This window comes from Bradyrhizobium sp. LeoA1Lang (assembly GCF_055413685.1).
In genome coordinates this window covers 1-16,235 of record NZ_JBVAPG010000171.1, presented here as the reverse complement: position 1 = coordinate 16,235, position 16,235 = coordinate 1, and the positions used below count along the sequence as shown (strand labels likewise).

Genomic DNA, 16,235 nt, shown 5'->3' with positions numbered 1-16,235 from the left:
CGCCTACCTGAAGCTCCAGGCTGCCACTGAGATGACAGGAGGTCGATTCCACCGAATTAGAAGCTCGGCGGCCACGAAATGCGCCAGTGCGCTCCAAGTTGCACCATTTTCACACGGCCTGGGCCAACAGCAGACATAACCAGATCCGGAACGCTCCGCCACTACGTGGTAAAATCAAGTACGATTTTTCCGATATGCCCGCCTTGCTTCAGCGCTTCAAACGCTGAGCGAGCTTCACGCCACGGAAATACCTTGCAGACAACGGGTTCTATATTGTGCGCGGAGATCGCTTTGCACATGCGCTGAAACATCTCAAGGGAGCCGACGGTAATGCCCCGTACAATCACATTTTTCATGTAAATCGTTCGAACATCGAGCGGCTGAGTCCCTCCTGCCAGCATCCCGACAAGAGAAATTGTGCCTTCCAGACGAACGGCTCGGATGCTTTGTGCGAGTGTTCCGGCACCGCCGACTTCCACGACGAGATCAACACCTTTTCCGCTGGTCAGTTGCAGTGCCTCTGCCGCCCAATCCGGTTTGGAGCGATAATTGATTCCATCGGTAGCGCCCAACGCCTTTGCACGCTCCAGTTTTTCATCTGATGACGAGGTTATGATAGCACGTAGGCCCGCAGCAACGGCGAACTGAAGCGCGAAAATCGATACTCCTCCAGTCCCTTGCAGCAATATGGTCTCGCCGGGAAGTAGGCCCGTGCCGTCCAGAACAGCCCGCCAAGCTGTCAAAGCTGCGCAGGGCAACGTAGCAGCCTGAATATCCGTCAGAAAATCCGGCGGTCGAGCAAGCGCAGATTGCGGCAAAAGGAAATGTTGCTGTCCAACACCGAGTTCCGAAGCACCAAGCATGCTGAGCTTTTCAGGTGCGAGCCGGCCGGATTGCCAAGTCGGAAAGAAGGTAGAGCAAACCCGGTCACCGGGCCTGAGTCCCTTAACATCCTCGCCCACTTCTTCGACAATTCCGCACGCGTCAGATAGCGGCGTATACGGAATCGACGGCCCTGCCGTTGAGATGCCGACGATGAGCGCGAGGTCACGATAGTTGAGCGCGGCGGCGGTGGTGCGCACGAGTACCATATCCCGAAACGGGCGTGGCGTTTCCCGGCTCAGAATGTGTAAATCCCGCAGCCCATTCTTACCCGTCACTTGAAGGGTTTCACTCATCGATTCGGCCTCGCGTGAACCCGAAAATCGGACAAGTTGTACTCCGAAATGACCAAACCATGCCAGAGAGTCTCGGTTGCTAGCATCCGATGTCCCTTCCGGGTCAAAATGCGAAAAACTCAGCGCGAGAAAATCTGGTCCGCTAATGCCCTGCTAAGCGGACCTCAACTACAGGTGCCACCACTTCGCTGATGGGCCAAAACCGGACTCACGGCGCCATGCACGTGCGCCGCGCGTCGCCTATTGCTGTGATCTGCTTTCAAGCAGCTGGTCGCGGACCTCCTCCGATACAAAGCGCTCCGCGCGCTGCCATGCCTCGTCATTGTCGCCGCGGAACTGGAAGTACTTCCGGAACACGACACGCTGGGATGTCGTATCGATGGCAACAGTCTGCGCCAGCTGCACCAGCGTGCTCATCTTATGAAAGCCGCCGATGATCAGGATCTGCGCGCCGGCCTGTGACGCCGCGCGCAGCCGATCGCGCAACGCCGGTCCGTCGGTCGGACAATTTGGTGCGCAGGAGGACGGCACAAGCTCAAAACGGCGGTCTGCCGTGACATCGTCCCGCAGCGCGGTCATGAAAGCCCGCAATCGCTTTTCATGCACGGCCGTCTGATCGGTGGGCTCGTTCGACGTGTCTCTATGTTTGAAATCGTCGACGGAGACAGCCAAAGCGTGGTCGGCGGTCGCGGCGGATGCATCTGAGATGAGGCTGGATCCCAGGAACAGACCGGCTGTGGTAACAGCGTGCAACAGGGAGGCGTGGCGCATGGCGATGACTCGATCTCCCCCTACTGAGGCCATTTTAGAAGATCGATTCTTTCCGCCTCCTGTCGAAGAAATTAATCCTTGGTAACGCTACGCGGCCGCCCATGGCAGCGCAGCGCTAATGTCTGCAGTGGTCAATCGCGACGGTTTTGCACGATCTCTTTTAGGTCCAGTCTACCCCTCAGAGCCGACATGCAGGCGACAGGCTGATTTCGTCGCGAAGGGCCACGAGCGGACATCGGTAATTTGGGCTCACAGGCATGTCCGACCTGAGCCTCTCCGTGCTTCCCGACCTTAAGGTGATGGAGTCCACGCCAACTGCAACGCGGCCTCCACGCCACCATCCATGATCTGCTGCGCTTCGGCAGCGTCGGGCACGGCCCGCGCAAACTGCAGGGTGCCCACCATGAGCCCGAAGATAGCCGTCGCGCGCCGGCGGTTTTCGGCAGAATCTTCGCCGGGAAGTAGCGCGGCCAGAGTCGCGACGTACCTTCGCAGCGCTTTCTCGTAATCTTGCCTGGTGGACAGGGGCTGGCGGGCGATTTCCGGAAGCAATGCCGCGGAGGGGCACCCGTCCGCAGGGTCTTCAAGGTGAGCGCGGTTCAGGTATCTACGGATCGCGCCTTCGAGATCGAGGCCCTTGAGCTGATCTTCCTCAAGGCAATGCTGCTGGTCACCCAGCGCTCTCGCCAGCGCCTCGCGAACAAGCGCGTCCTTGGACTCAAAGTGCGGAGAGAAGGCCCCTTTGGTTAGGCCGGCCTCGCCCATAATCCCCGAGATGCCCGTCGAGGAGATGCCGTCCCGGCGCATGCACTTCGATGCCACATCGACAATGTGCCGTCGGGTCGCCAACTTGTGACCTTTCTCGAAACGCATCTTCTCTCAACTCCACCAATGTCCCGCAGCCACCATGGCTCACAGCGCTAGATCGCGGTCGGCTCGGTACCCAAAACGCCTTCGATCTTACGAGCAAGGACCAAAAGCGTCCGGTCGCTACCTAGCGAAGCGTCAAGCTCGAGACCAATCGGCAGACCAGCGCGAGGGCGACCGACGGGAAGACTGATACCCGGCAGCCCCACGCTGCTCGCCGACACGGTATGGTTCGCCAAGGCGAGGTAGCTGACGTCCTGCCCCGCGATACGGACGGTCGCCTGCTCCTCGATCAAGGGCGCGGTGCATGGCGTGGTCGGTTGCAGAATGGCCTGCGCTCCGTCAGCGACGAACGCCTTGTCGAGACGGCGCTGGATTTCAGGCCGGCTCACGTTGAGCGCAGTCTGATATGCCTCTGCCGAGACAGCACCCGCACCGCCCCATGCTTGCCGAAGTTGGGGCTTAAGCCCGTCGTAGATCGCTTGGAACGTGGTCGGAATCTCGTGGCGGCGAAGGAAATCCGAAATCGCGCCCATCGTCTCGTGAGCGAAGATGCCCCATGTGGCGGTTTGGACGAGGGCGTTGAAATCGTCACCAAGGTCGATCTCAACAACCTCGGCGCCGGCGTCCTGTAGCTGCCGAACCACCTCGCGGAACCGGTCCTCGACCTCCGGGTCCACCAGATCGAGGAACTGTCGGGGCGCGAAGGCCAGTCGAGCTCCCCTGAGATCGTAGCCGTCGTCGGAGAACTCGGCCGTTTGTTCACCCGTCACGACTTGATCCAGCAAAATGCAGTCCTCGACGCTTCGGGCGAATGCACCCGTCGTGTCGAGCGTATGGGAGATCGGAGCAACGCCGTTGCGCGGCCAACGTCCGGTCGTTGGCTTGAATCCCACGACCCCACAGAAGGATGCGGGCACCCGGATCGACCCGACGGTGTCACCGCCCAACGACGCGGGAACGAGGCCCGCGGCCACAGATGCGGCAGAGCCGCTCGAGGAGCCGCCCGAGACGCGATCTCGTGCGTGCGGATTCTTCACTTGGCCGTAACGTGCGTTGTGACCGGTCAAGCCGTAAGACATCTCGACGAGGTTGTTCTTCCCGAAGACCAAGGCACCCGCACCCTTGATGGCGCGGACAGCGTCCGCATCTTCGCGCGGCACGAAGTGAGCAAGGCTATCGAGACCTAGGCTCGTAGGCAGCCCTTTCGCCAAGTAACTGTCTTTCACCCCAAGCGGCACACCTAGCAGCAGAGCCGCCGATCCGGCGGCTCGTGCTTTGTCTGCGTCTCTCGCGGCCGCCAACACGGCCGCCTCGTCGATGGTGATGAAGGCGTTGAGTTCGGCAAGCGTTCGGGCGCGAAGCAAAAGCGCCGCAGTGTAGGCTTCGGACGTGATATGGCCTTCACGAATGGCTGCTGCAGCCGCTGCGAGCCCCAGCGAGGAGGGATCCAAGAATTCTCGCGGTGCGCTACGACCTGAAATGGTGCTGGCGTCGTTCATGGAGTCCTCGCAAAGAGCCTGTTTGCGGCATTCCGCAGCCGCCAAATAGCGGCTCAGCTCGATGCCATTACGGTCATAATAATAAATTACGATCGTAATTCAATAAAGGTGTCCGCCTTTTCTGGACACGTAAGCGTGAGGTGTTGACGGGGGTGGTGGATTGAGCCGCCAATCATCGGAAGAAGACGTCCGCTTCGGGTCAGATTCGGAATTGGCGGGCCAGCACATCTTGGACCGCTTTCGACCCGGTAGCTGACCTACTCCTCGCGTTCGCGATGGCAGCCAAGGGCCAAATTCAGAAGTTTTCGTGTGCAGGGCCGGACCCGTGCTTGTTCTCCGAGGAACCACTGCGTAACTCTTTCGTTGTGCTGGTCTTCCGCACAGCAAAAGGAACACGACCATGGATCGCGAACATGTGAAGGGCGCTGCCGACAAGGCAAAAGGCGCCATCAAAGAAGGTGCCGGTAAGCTCACTGGCGACAAGGAGATGGAAACCGAAGGCAAGATCGACAAGGCGAAGGGATCCGCACACAACGCCGCCGGAGATGTGAAGGATGCAGCGCGGGACGCCGCTGGCGCCCTCAAAAAATAAGCACAAGAGGGAAGACCAAGAACTAGCCGCCTCCGGGCGGCCTTTTCTTTTGCCACAGGGCGGTCGGGCTGAGTGACGAAGTCTGCCTTACCTCTAAGAACCGACCTTTAGCTTGGACGTGCCGCTATGCCCTTTTCGGGGCAGGAAGTGGCATTCCAAACGAAAGACGCCGCCAACTGCGGCGGCCTTACAATTGAGATACGAAAAGGGTAACGCATGCGATCAGCGTTGCCGTACTGAGGGTCACTACGACGAGAGCTTGTTCACTGCGGGCTTGCAAATCATCATCGTCCATTGATCCCAACGCCAGACCGCGCATCTGGTTTCGATGCATGGAGAAAGACTGCCTGGTTATTTCGGTGGAGCTCAGCAAATGCCGGCCGAACGTACGTTTGGGGCGAAGTCAGAAGAACTCAGCGTGAGCAAATCTTGTCGGCCATGCCACGCCAAGCGGACCTCGACGAGGCCATTGCCACTTCGCCGATGGGGCCAGATGGTCCCCGATGTTTCACCGTACAAACAGTTGCTCTAGTTAATTCGAAATCAGGCCATTCACATTTTTAAGATCGGTAGATGAACGGCTCGGGAAACCGACGGATGCGACTGGAGGCTGGGCGAGGTATGTCGCCTTTAGGGCCATTAACGGAAGTGCGCTTCAACGGTCTGAGTTTAGCCGCCCCTGTCGCGCATTGCTTTGAACCCCGTCTCAACCCGCGACGTCAAACCCTAGGCTTATAAAGGAGCTCGACGTAGTCCGGTCTACCTTCCACATCGGACGTTGCAGCGCTCGCGGCAGATCGACGCAAAGGGCCAACAGAAGACTCTTCCACCGCAGTAAGCGCTATTGTTGCCGCCCTGACACGTCAGGGCCGGAATTGGCCGCGGCACGGCAATAAGCAAACATCACGAAAAAACGAGGAGTGAGACGGCTCACAGACGTGCCTCGCTTTACACAGTAATCGAGGGCAGTCAGATAACCAGTGCGCCAGGGATCGATTTCGTCACGACGTCCTGTCGCGCGGCAATCCGCTTTCTTCGGTCTACAGGCGATTGACTCGGTAACGCGCGTTTCAAGCCGAGTTGAGCTTCGGGAAGCGGAATTTAAACGGAACAGGCCGATCTCTCCCTACGTCAAGGCCGAAGGCATCCGCATCGGATGCTGCAAGCCGGTAGCTCGCGTTTGAACAGCACGCTCGCCTCACGGAGCGTGACCGCATTGTCTTGTCCGCGCGTGGGTCTGCGACCGTCGATACAGGAGAAAAACGACAGTGATTTCATTCAAAGCTATTGCAACGGCCGTGCTGCTGTCCGCGACCGCAGCGACGCCGGCATTCGCGCAAGACCGCGCCCTGTATATCAAAAATCTACGCGACTCCGGGTATAATCCGAGGAACGACTACAATCCGAACGGGACCATAAGGGCCGCCATCCAGGAGCCGGGCGCGTTCGCGTTCAATTATCCCAATCTGGACGTTCTAAATGGAGGTAGGCCAACGCCTGCTGCCAGGTTGTCTCCCGACTGGCCCGTGTTGAAGGGCGCGTGTGCGTCGGCCAGCGGCGGCGTCTCTTACTGCGGCGACCGCTACGGCTCTTATGATTTTGCGCCCGGCGCATTCCTGCGTCATCATGGCCGCCGCCATCACCGGTCGTGACTCGACCGCGCGGTACAGCGCCATGCGCGGCCCCAAGGCCGCGTCATGGCGCAAGGCGGACCTCATCAGGCCCCTCAACCGAAAGCGTTACGTTTCGATCTCGTTCATGAAGATGAATAGGAACTCGATGAGATATTTCGCATTTATCGCACGGTAACCCTTGCGCGCCGGATGCGCCGCGCGCACGCTTGCCACGCTAAGCGCTATCGACTTACGGAGGGTGCGACCATGCCACGGGTCAAGCAAGCTTCGAAGCAGAGACGCACAACCAAAGCCGCCGCCGTGAAGGTGCTGGGCGCCGCCGGACTGGGTCTTTCGCTGGCGGGCAGTGCATCCGCATCCACGATGCCCACTTCCGGTATCCCGCAATCTGACGATACCTCGCCGAATCAGCGCTTCGTTCTTGGCGAAGAGGAAATGGCCGACGTCAGTCTAGCCACGTTCCATCTCTTCGATAGAGAAGACTTGGGCGGCGGCGTGCAGCTAGCGCGCGGCGGCGGCTGCGGTGGTTGCGGGTGCGGCCATGGTGGCGGGGGGTGCGGCGGCCGAGGTTGCGGTGGTGGCGGGTTTGGCGGCGGCCGAGGTTGCGGCGGTGGCGGATTTGTTGGCGGCCGAGGTTGCGGTGGTGGCGGGTTTGTTGGCATCCGAGGTTGCGGCGGTGGCGGATTTGTTGGCGGCCGAGGTTGCGGTGGTGGCAGGTTTGTTGGCATCCGAGGTTGCGGTGGCTTCCGTGGTTGCCTTGGCTTCCGTGGTTGTGGTTGCGGCGGCTGCGGGTTCAGCATCGGGTTCTATGACGACATCGGGTTCGATGACGACATCGGGTTCGGTGGCTGGGGGTATGGTGGCTGCGCGGGTTGCTGCGCATCCTGGGGGGCGTGTCGCTTGTGCTAAGTCCCACCAAGGACTCTGCTGAGCTGCGATCAGCCTCTCGCTGGTTACGAGTTTAAGGTCGCCTTCGGGTCAGACTCGGTCATTCGGCGATGTTGGCTCGATGTCCGGTTTGCCCGAAAGCGGACGCTGCTGGGTGATTTAGGAGTACAGGCCCCAGCGGTGTCCAACCCACCGCCTCACTTCTTCACCGTCTTCGCCTGCGCCTTCGGCGGTGCTGGCGCCTTCTTCGGCGTGGCCGGCTTCGCATTGTCGACGGCGGTGTTGATGTCCTCGATCAGCTTCGACACGCGCGCGGCGTTGCTGCCGAGGTCGGCCTCGAAATAGCGCGAGGCGGAGCGGATATCGACCCGCGAGTCCTCGCCGTCGGGCATGATGCGGATCGCGACATCCTCGCGGAAGCCCATGATCGGCGTGCGCGCCACCGCCTCGATGCGGCCGATGCGGCGCGGTGGCGTCGGCGGCCGCTCATCGATCACGAGCCATTTGCGCCGGTTCACCAATTGCAGCGTCACCGTGTAAGCGCGGTCCACCGGCACCTCGAGCTCGACGGTCTCGATATCGGGATAGGCGCGGCGCTGCTGGTCGGCGGAGTAGAGCCCGGCATAGACGGCCGAATTGGTGTCGTCGCTGGTGCGCAGGCGCGACAGCGCCTCGAACCGCGGCGGATCGATCGGGTCGGTGGTGATGTCGTGGATCGGCGGCAGCCGGCGATATTGCACGGCGAGATAGGCGGGATAGGCGAGCACCAGCGCGTTGATCAGGAAGGCCAGAAGGATGCGGCCCATGCCGCGCGAACCGTTCTGCCAGATCGCGGCGAAGGCGGCGAAGCCAAGCAGGATCGAAAGTCCCGCACAGGCCAGCGCGCCGAAGAAGGTCGCCAGCGCCGGCTTCATCTCCAGGAAGCCGAAGCGGACGATGAGGATCGAGACGATCACCGCGACGGCGGAGAAGATCGCGAGGTTGCGTGCCAAGGTGGCGAGGCTGGACACCGGCTCCGACTGATAGGGAACAGAAAACCTGCGGGCCATCGGTGAGAACTGCCGTGTTGTGGCTTGGCCCACTGCCAGGGCCGGATGAAAACTGGCAGCTTGAGACCACGGCGGCCCGGCAATTTCAAGGTTTGCGGACGATATGGGGCGAGCCGCGGGAAGATTTGGCAACCTCGCCGATTAACAATTCAATCAAACTGATCTTTAGTTGCAGATTGACTCGGCGGAACTTTGGGCTAAAGGCTCCACTCTAGGTTGTCGGAACCACCGAAGCGAAGGGACCGTCCTGGCGAAGGACATCGGCGAACGGCAATCAAAAAAGGATAACGGCGGGCGTCAGCCGGAAACGTTGCAAGAGTGACCTAGGCTCTCGGTCGTCGCCAGGCGGACCGGAGGTGCGCGGTTGCATCCTCATGGGCTGTAAGGATCGCGAACAGCGTAGCCGGCCGCACCAGCGGAGCTGGTGGGCAGCCGCCTCAGGGCGAGCGTTCAGTATGAGTGGTGGCAAGGACGAAGGCTACGTTGATCCGAACGATCCGATCTACTACGCGCCGCGGGAGCGAGCGATGGGCGGCCAGCCGACGGCGGCGCCCAGACGGTCCGCAGAGCATTCATCGTTGACTGCCGACGGCCCGCTTTTGCAACCGCTGGGCAACCCTCGACGTCGCGACCATTCGGAAATGTTCACCAAGGCCGTCGCCCAAGCCATGCAGGAAGCGATGGAGCCTATCGAGGTGCCATCCGTCCTCCGCGACTCGGGAAGGCGCGCGCTGCTCCGCGTGGGAGCGAGGTTCGCGATCGCGGCAGCGGTTGCGGCAGGCATCGCGATGATCCTCGTCATGGCGATTCCGGCGTCGCAAAGTCCTGGGGTTCAGTCGAAGGCCGTCGCATCGATCGCCTCTTCCTGGCAGTCGCTCAAGTCCTCGCTGTTTCCGGCGCCGCAACGCAAGCGGGCCGCGACCCTTGCCGTCGAGGACAGCAGCGGGCTCGCCGACGACCCGCTGCCGCTCGGTGTACGCGTGGGTGCTCCCCCTCCTGGCGCCGTCATTGCCATCAGTGGATTGCCAGCCGGCGCGCGGCTGACGGCTGGCAAGCGCGTCGCCGCCAACGAGTGGCGGGTGCCCGCGTCGGAGATTTCCGCCGTGTCGGTCATTCCGCCGGACGGCTTCGTCGGCCAGATGGTGGTGACGGTAGAATTGCGTGACGGCGACGGTGCGGCGCTCGTGGGTAGTTCGATCCGGCTTTCCTGGAAACCCGCTGCCAGCGTCGCGGCGCAGCCACCGGTGGCTGTCGTGGCTGCGGCGCCGGCTCGGCCTGCAGCCGCTTCCCCGCCGCCGCAGATGGACACCGTGCGCAATCTGGATCCGAAGGAAATTTCTGTTGTCGTCAAGCGCGGACAGGATTTGCTCGCCAGCGGCGACATCGCGGCGGCGAGGCTATTGCTGCTGCGCGCCGCCGAAGCACGAGACGCGCGCGCCGCGCTGCTCCTCGCCCGGACTTACGACCCGATCGTGCTCAAGCAATTGGGCGCCAGTGGCCCGCTCGCGGACCTCGCGCAGGCCCGCAACTGGTATCAAAAAGCGAAAGAATGGGGCGAACCCGAAGCTCAGCGCCAGCTTGATGCGCTCGCGCCCATCCGCTGATCCCTGCACCGCACCTCGCACGCGCCCGTGAATCTCGACGATATCGGGAGAGGGCGCATCAACTTGCGCCGGCTGTAGGATGGGCAAAGCGACTTGTCCGCCGTAGCTCGAAGAGCGAAGGCGGAAGCGTGCCCACCATGATCACTCCGCTCGTGATGGTGGGCACGCTTCCACCGGCGCTCGTTTGAGCTGCGGTGAATGAAGTCGCTTTGCCCACCCTACGAGGCTCTCGCCAAGCCGCGTGGATGCCCGGGGCAAGCCCGGGCATGACGGAGAACCTGTTCGTTACGCCGCCGCGGTCGGGAGGCTGTAGCTCTTGAACTGATCGCGCAGCGCGGTCTTCAGGATCTTGCCGGTCGCGGTGTGCGGAATGCCCTCGACGAAGACGACATCGTCGGGCATCCACCATTTCGCGATCTTGCCGTCCATGAACTTCAGGATCTCCTCGCGCGTCGCCTGCTGGCCCTGCTTGAGCTGCACGATCAGGAGCGGACGCTCATCCCACTTCGGATGGAACACACCGATCACGGCCGCCTCGGCCACGGCCGGATGGCCGACCGCGAGGTTCTCCAGGTCGATCGACGAGATCCATTCGCCGCCGGACTTGATCACGTCCTTGGAGCGATCGGTGATCCGCATGTAGCCGTGCGCATCGATCGTCGAGACGTCGCCGGTGTCGAAATAGCCCTGTTCGTCGAGGATGCTGCCGTCGACGCGGAAATAGGCCTTGGCGATCGACGGGCCCGAGACCTTGAGCCGGCCGAAGGTCTTGCCGTCCCACGGCAGCTCCTTGCCGGCATCGTCGGTGATCTTCATCTGGACGCCGAACGGCGGGTAGCCCTGCGTCTGCAGGACGTCGAGCCGTTCCTCGCCGGTGCGCTCCTCGAAGGGCGGTTTCAGCGCCGCGACGGTGCCGATCGGGCTCATCTCGGTCATGCCCCAGGCATGGCGGGGTTCCACGCCCATGTTGAGGAAAGCCTCGATCATCGAGCGCGGCATCGCCGAGCCGCCGCATATCACCATCTCCAAATGCGGCAGCTTCAGGTTGTTGGCGGCCATGTGCTGCAGCAGCATCAGCCACACCGTCGGCACGCCGGCGGTGTGGGTCACCTTCTCGGTGTCGAGCAATTCGTAGACCGAGGCGCCGTCGAGCTTCGGCCCTGGCATCACCAGCTTGGTGCCCATCGAGGGCGCGGAAAAAGCGATGCCCCAGCTATTGGCATGGAACAGCGGCACCACCGGCAGCATTGTATCGGTTGCGGATGTGCCCAGCGCATCCTTGTTGTTGGCCATCAACGCATGCAGCACGTTGGAACGGTGCGAATACAATACGCCTTTGGGGTCGCCCGTCGTGCCCGACGTGTAGCACATCGCCGCTGCGGTGTTCTCGTCGAACGTCTTCCACTCGAACTTGCCGTCCGACGCCGCGATCCAGTCCTCATAGGCGACCGCGTTCTTCAACGTGGTCTCTGGCATGTGCGCCTTGTCGGTCAGCACGATATAGCGCTCGACGCTCGGAAGCTTGTCGGCGATCTTCTCCAGCACCGGCACGAAGGTGAGGTCGGTCATCACCACGCGGTCCTGGGCGTGGTTGATGATCCAGGCGATCTGTTCCGGAAACAGGCGCGGGTTGACGGTATGGCAGATCGCGCCGATACCCATGATGCCATACCAGACTTCGAGATGGCGCCAAGTGTTCCAGGCGATGGTGGCGACACGATCGCCGAGCTTGATGCCGTCGCGCTCCAGGCTCTGCGAGACCTTCAGCGCGCGCGCATGGATTTCCGCATAGGTGGTGCGATGGATCGGGCCTTCGACCGACCGCGTCACGACCTCCTGTGTGCCGTGATACTTCGCTGCATGTTCGATAATCCGGTGACACAGCAAAGGCCAGTCTTGCATCAAACCAAGCATACGCACGTCCCTCCTCAGTGTTCTTCCCTCGCATGACCCGCCAGCCAGATCGTATGGCGAGCCGTCCAATCATGAAATTGACATGAACTGTAGCGCGGAGAAAGCAAGCCGAAAATCCACTTGTGGCGCGTTTGGCCGCACCGGAATGGCACTGATTACCGCTGTAGCCATATTGCTCGGGATGTTGGCCGACCCCGCCATGGCAGCCCGCAGGTCGGCCCCGTTTCCCTGGCCGGACCTGTTCGCTCCGCCCCGGCCAAGGCCACACAGGGCCGTCCATCGGGCAGCGGTGGTGCCGTTGCCAAAACCGCGCCCGGCCGAGGCGCCTGCCGCGAAGCCGCCTGAGCCGCCCCCAGCCGCCGAAAAGGCGCCGCCGGCCGACCACGGCAAAGCCGCCGACAAGGCTGCCGAGCAGGCTCCTCCGCCGCAGCCCTCAGCCTGCCGGCAGGCGCTGACGGAGGAGATCGCCATCGCGCCAAGCATCCCCGCCATTCATGGCAACGGCGGCTGCGGCGGCGATGATCTGGTGCGGCTGGAGGCGATCGTGCTGCCCGACAAGCGAAAGGTTGCGGTGAAGCCGGCCGCGATCCTCCGCTGCACCATGGCCGCCACCATCGCCGAGTGGGTGCGTACCGACATCGCGCCGCTGTCCGCCGGGCTCGGCGGCACGATCAACGAGCTCGAAAATCTCGATTCCTTCCAATGCCGTGGCCGCAACGGCGTCCCGGGCGCGCAGCTTTCCGAGCATGGCCGCGCCAACGCGCTCGATGTCCGCGCCTTCAAGCTCGCGAACGGCCGCTCGATCTCGCTCACCGACCGCACTGTGCCGCGCGATCTGCGTGAGACCGTGCTGCATTCGGCCTGCACCCGCTTCACGACCGTGCTGGGGCCCGGCTCCGACGGCTACCATGAGGACCACATCCATCTCGACCGGATGGAGCGGCGAAATAATTATCGGATCTGCCAGTGGGATGTCTTGGACCCGCTGCCCGCCGTCGCCCCGCTGTTGCCGGCCGAGCGCCCGGAACAAGCGCCGCCGCGCCAGGTCGCAGCCAAGGATAACCCGAAGGCCGACGCCGAGAGCGACTCCAAGACCGACAGTAAGCCGGATGGGTCCAAGCCGGAAAACAAGAAGTCGGAAAACAAGAAGTCGAAAAAGACGAAGTCGGAAGATGCAAAGCGGGATGCCGGCGATTCCGACGGTGCGGAGCTAAAGCGTGCAGCGACCAAACCGCAGCCAACAAAAAAGCGCCGGCAAAACCGGCGCTTTTGATCGCGTCTTCCGCGAACGGACTACTGCATCATGGCGTTGCCGCCGCCCTGCAGCGCCATCTTCGAATTGAACGGCGAGTCGCCGTGCTTCGGTTCCAGCACGACCACGACGGTGCCGACGCCGACGCGGTCATAAAGGTCGATCACGTCCTCATTGGTCATGCGGATGCAGCCCGAGGATATCGAGGCGCCGATATATTCCGGCTGGTTGGTGCCGTGGATGCGGAACAGCGTGTCCTTGCCGCCGGAGTACAGATAGAGCGCGCGCGAACCCATCGGGTTGTCAGGTCCCGGCGCGACATAGGTCGGAACGCCGAGCCGGGAGATTTCGCCGGGCGTCGGGTGCCAGGCCGGCCATTCGGTCTTGCTGCCGACCTTGGCAATGCCGGACCATGCCATGGCTTCTTCGCCGACGGTGATGCCGTAGCGGATCGCCTTGCCGTCCTTCTGCACCAGGTAAAGATAGTGGTTGTCGGAGTCGACAACGATGGAACCCGGCGCCTCCTTGCGGTGGTAATCCACAATGGCGCGGCGGAACGGCTCGGCGACCGGAACTTTCGCGTAGGTGGTCTTCGCCAGCAGCTCCTTGTCGCGCGGCTTGAAGATGGCGGCGTTGGTGGCCTCATAGGTTGTGGCCTGCATGCAACCCGACAACATCAGGCCGGCGGCCACAATCCCCAGCGTAACTTTCAGCAACGACATCGTGCACTTCCGTTGAAAATCTGCGTTCGCAGCGCGAAAAAGCGCCCCTATCGCCACGATTCCATCATCTCATTGATCGTATTATTGCCGAAACCTGCCGCTATTCCCAGCGTTTAGAGACCTATCCCGCGTTGCGGGACCTCTGCTGTGGCTTTTTTGCCGCAAGTCCTGCCATCGGCGGCCGATTTCTGTGCAGATCAGCAACGGTTGCCAAATCCGGGGCGCGCCGGCGCCATTCCGCCGCCACAAATATGGATGGGCGGTTAATGCGCCGGTCATGAAGCCCTTGCCAGAATCGAGTTTAGTCCTGTTGGGTGCGCCGGTGCCCCGTTCCGGAGTTGCTGATGCTGTCGGTGTTCGTTCCTTTCGACTTCGCGCTGAAAAAGGCCGTTTCCAACGAGCTCGCGGCCTTGCCGGAGAACGCGGTCTGGATCGATATGGTCAGGCCCACCCCCGAGGAGGACCGCGCCGTGGAGCGGCTGGCCGGGATCGCGGTGCCGACCCGCGAAGACATGCAGGAAATCGAGATTTCCAGCCGGCTCTATATCGAGAACGGCGCGCGCTACATGACCGCGACGCTGATGTGCCAGTCCGACACCGACATGCCTCGTACCACGGCGGTCACCTTCATCCTGGCTGGTCATCGACTGGTGACCGTGCGCTACGACCAGCCGAAACCGTTCGCGCTGGTCGAGGCCAAGCTTGGGCGGTCCTGCGCCCCCGGTATCTCCGGCGAGATGGTGCTGACGGAACTGCTCGACGCCGTGATCGACCGTTGCGCCGACATCCTGGAGCGCTGCGGGTCGGAGATCGACCAGGTCTCCCACGACATCTTCGAGCCGGAGAGCGAACGCCACGGCCAAGCCAAGCGATACTCGCAGATCCTGATCGAGATCGGGCGCAAAGGCGACCTGACCTCGAAAGTGCGCGAAAGCCTGGTCTCCATCGGACGCGTCGTCACCTTCATGTCGGCGGTGATCGAAGGCGTCAAATGGTCCAAGGACATGCGCGAGCAGCTCAAGACCATGCAGCGCGACGTCGCCTCGCTGACCGACCACGCCTCCTATCTCTCCAACAAGATCACCTTCGTGCTGGATGCGATGCTCGGCGTCGTCAACCTCGAGCAAAACAACATCATCAAGCTGTTCTCGGTGATGGCCGTGGTGCTGATGCCGCCGACGCTGATTGCGTCGATCTACGGCATGAACTTCAAGGCGATGCCGGAACTCGACTGGCCACACGGCTATCCGATCGCGCTCGTGATGATGCTGATTGCAGCGATCGTGCCGTACTACCTTTTCAAGTTGAAGAAGTGGCTTTAGGGGCGTGCTCGATGCGCTACGCAGTCCTGATCGAGAAGGCGAATGGCAATTATTCCGCCTATGTTCCGGATTTGCCAGGCTGCGTCGCCACCGGCGATACAGTTGCTAACGTTGAGAATGAAATCCGCGAGGCCATTAGGTTCCATCTTGATGGATTGCGGGCAGATGGCCTTGCGGTTCCAGAGCCGACCAGCATCGCTGAATACGTCGAAACATAGGCAACAAGGCTGCCGCAATTCCTCCGCGAATTCTCCGCTAAAATTTGAGTGTTGCGCTGAACGTTTGAGCGAAACTTTGCTGCGATAACCCCCGGCCTCAAGCCGGAGGGACAGCAATGGTTGAGAAGATCATAACGCCACGGCGTAACATCATCGACTTCGCGCGCTATCAGCAGGACCGCATGGTCGGAAAGATGCAGGCGATATCGCCGCGCATCTGCCGTCACTGCGGCGCTGCCCTGCTCGATGGCGAAAACGAAGACGAGTGCTCGAGCGCGCTCAACACCGGCGCGCTGCGAGTCGTTGAGAAACCGCGAAAGTTCTACGCGGATTGACAGGCCAGGAGGGCCGCCTAACGAGTGCAAGCAAAGCAATCCAGAGGTCGACGGCGGAAACGGTCTGGATTGCTTCGTGCTCCTCGTTTGTTACGCATGATCCGATAAGCTTGAAATTGCAGCCGCGCTCGCTCCCCGCGAACGGGCGGCGGTACACGTGGAGAGAACCCCTCACCCGAATGAGCCTGGTGGTGATGGCGGAGCTGCCCTCTCCCACAAGGGGAGATGGCGCATCAACTGGCGCCGCGAGGGCGTTCTTTCCTTCTCCCCTTGTGGGAGAAGGTGGCGCGGGTCCTGACCGGCTACATGGGTAACAGAATAGACCGGCGACATGGGTAACAGGTCAACTGGTCGGCAAGGAGGACCTTGCCGATGGGGTGGAAGGAG

Annotated in this window: 14 protein-coding genes; 7 read left to right on the top strand and 7 right to left on the bottom strand. The window is 61.8% G+C overall.

Going from position 1 to position 16,235, the window contains the following annotated elements; all coding sequences use genetic code 11:
* Positions 1–161: 161 nt before the first annotated feature.
* The 4 genes from ACZYOF_RS36015 to ACZYOF_RS36000 all read right to left on the bottom strand — a co-directional run bounded on the left by ACZYOF_RS36015 (position 162) and on the right by ACZYOF_RS36000 (position 4,318).
* Positions 162–1,178, bottom strand: coding sequence for a zinc-dependent alcohol dehydrogenase family protein (locus tag ACZYOF_RS36015; protein ID WP_463718723.1), 1,017 nt, complete (start codon positions 1,176–1,178; stop codon positions 162–164).
* A 240-nt stretch (positions 1,179–1,418) separates the two neighbouring features.
* Positions 1,419–1,949, bottom strand: a complete 531-nt coding sequence (locus ACZYOF_RS36010) for a DUF2380 domain-containing protein (protein ID WP_463718722.1) — start codon at positions 1,947–1,949, stop codon at positions 1,419–1,421.
* Between the two features lie 291 nt (positions 1,950–2,240).
* Positions 2,241–2,822: a TetR/AcrR family transcriptional regulator gene (locus ACZYOF_RS36005; RefSeq protein ID WP_463718721.1), complete on the bottom strand. Its 582-nt coding sequence runs from the start codon at positions 2,820–2,822 to the stop codon at positions 2,241–2,243.
* Between the two features lie 47 nt (positions 2,823–2,869).
* Positions 2,870–4,318, bottom strand: coding sequence for an amidase family protein (locus tag ACZYOF_RS36000; protein WP_463718720.1), 1,449 nt, complete (start codon positions 4,316–4,318; stop codon positions 2,870–2,872).
* Positions 4,319–4,718: 400 nt separating this feature from the next.
* On the opposite strand from ACZYOF_RS36000, the gene ACZYOF_RS35995 reads away from it, so the two are divergent.
* Together ACZYOF_RS35995 and ACZYOF_RS35990 are read left to right on the top strand one after the other, a co-directional pair.
* Positions 4,719–4,910 (top strand): CsbD family protein, encoded by a 192-nt coding sequence (locus ACZYOF_RS35995; protein WP_130231261.1) that lies wholly within the window; start codon positions 4,719–4,721, stop codon positions 4,908–4,910.
* Between the two features lie 1,268 nt (positions 4,911–6,178).
* A complete protein-coding gene (locus ACZYOF_RS35990) occupies positions 6,179–6,562 on the top strand; it encodes a hypothetical protein (protein ID WP_394569754.1) in 384 nt (127 codons plus the stop codon).
* Positions 6,563–7,629: 1,067 nt separating this feature from the next.
* On the opposite strand, the gene ACZYOF_RS35985 is transcribed toward ACZYOF_RS35990, so the two are convergent.
* Positions 7,630–8,481, bottom strand: a complete 852-nt coding sequence (locus ACZYOF_RS35985; RefSeq protein ID WP_463718719.1) for a DUF1499 domain-containing protein — start codon at positions 8,479–8,481, stop codon at positions 7,630–7,632.
* 455 nt (positions 8,482–8,936) lie between these two features.
* Between ACZYOF_RS35985 and ACZYOF_RS35980 the strand changes: the two genes are divergently transcribed.
* On the top strand, positions 8,937–10,085 hold the full coding sequence (locus ACZYOF_RS35980) for a hypothetical protein (RefSeq protein ID WP_463718718.1): 1,149 nt from the start codon (positions 8,937–8,939) through the stop codon (positions 10,083–10,085).
* 285 nt (positions 10,086–10,370) lie between these two features.
* Here ACZYOF_RS35980 and ACZYOF_RS35975 read toward each other — a convergent pair whose 3' ends face one another.
* A complete protein-coding gene (locus ACZYOF_RS35975; protein WP_463718717.1) occupies positions 10,371–11,999 on the bottom strand; it encodes a fatty-acid--CoA ligase in 1,629 nt (542 codons plus the stop codon).
* A gap of 82 nt (positions 12,000–12,081) precedes the next feature.
* Between ACZYOF_RS35975 and ACZYOF_RS35970 the strand changes: the two genes are divergently transcribed.
* Positions 12,082–13,272, top strand: a complete 1,191-nt coding sequence (locus tag ACZYOF_RS35970; RefSeq protein WP_463718716.1) for an extensin family protein — start codon at positions 12,082–12,084, stop codon at positions 13,270–13,272.
* 20 nt (positions 13,273–13,292) lie between these two features.
* On the opposite strand, the gene ACZYOF_RS35965 is transcribed toward ACZYOF_RS35970, so the two are convergent.
* Positions 13,293–13,973 (bottom strand): L,D-transpeptidase, encoded by a 681-nt coding sequence (locus ACZYOF_RS35965; RefSeq protein WP_394569781.1) that lies wholly within the window; start codon positions 13,971–13,973, stop codon positions 13,293–13,295.
* Between the two features lie 344 nt (positions 13,974–14,317).
* Between ACZYOF_RS35965 and ACZYOF_RS35960 the strand changes: the two genes are divergently transcribed.
* The 3 genes from ACZYOF_RS35960 (at position 14,318) to ACZYOF_RS35950 (ending at position 15,848) form a co-directional block, all read left to right on the top strand.
* Positions 14,318–15,295 carry a magnesium transporter CorA family protein gene (locus tag ACZYOF_RS35960; RefSeq protein ID WP_130583199.1) on the top strand — a complete coding sequence of 326 codons (978 nt, stop codon included), beginning with the start codon at positions 14,318–14,320 and terminating at the stop codon, positions 15,293–15,295.
* 11 nt (positions 15,296–15,306) lie between these two features.
* Positions 15,307–15,513 carry a type II toxin-antitoxin system HicB family antitoxin gene (locus tag ACZYOF_RS35955; protein WP_282529654.1) on the top strand — a complete coding sequence of 69 codons (207 nt, stop codon included), beginning with the start codon at positions 15,307–15,309 and terminating at the stop codon, positions 15,511–15,513.
* 116 nt (positions 15,514–15,629) lie between these two features.
* Entirely contained in the window at positions 15,630–15,848 is a 219-nt protein-coding gene (locus ACZYOF_RS35950) for a hypothetical protein (protein WP_245476739.1), read from the top strand.
* The last annotated feature ends 387 nt before the right edge of the window (positions 15,849–16,235 follow it).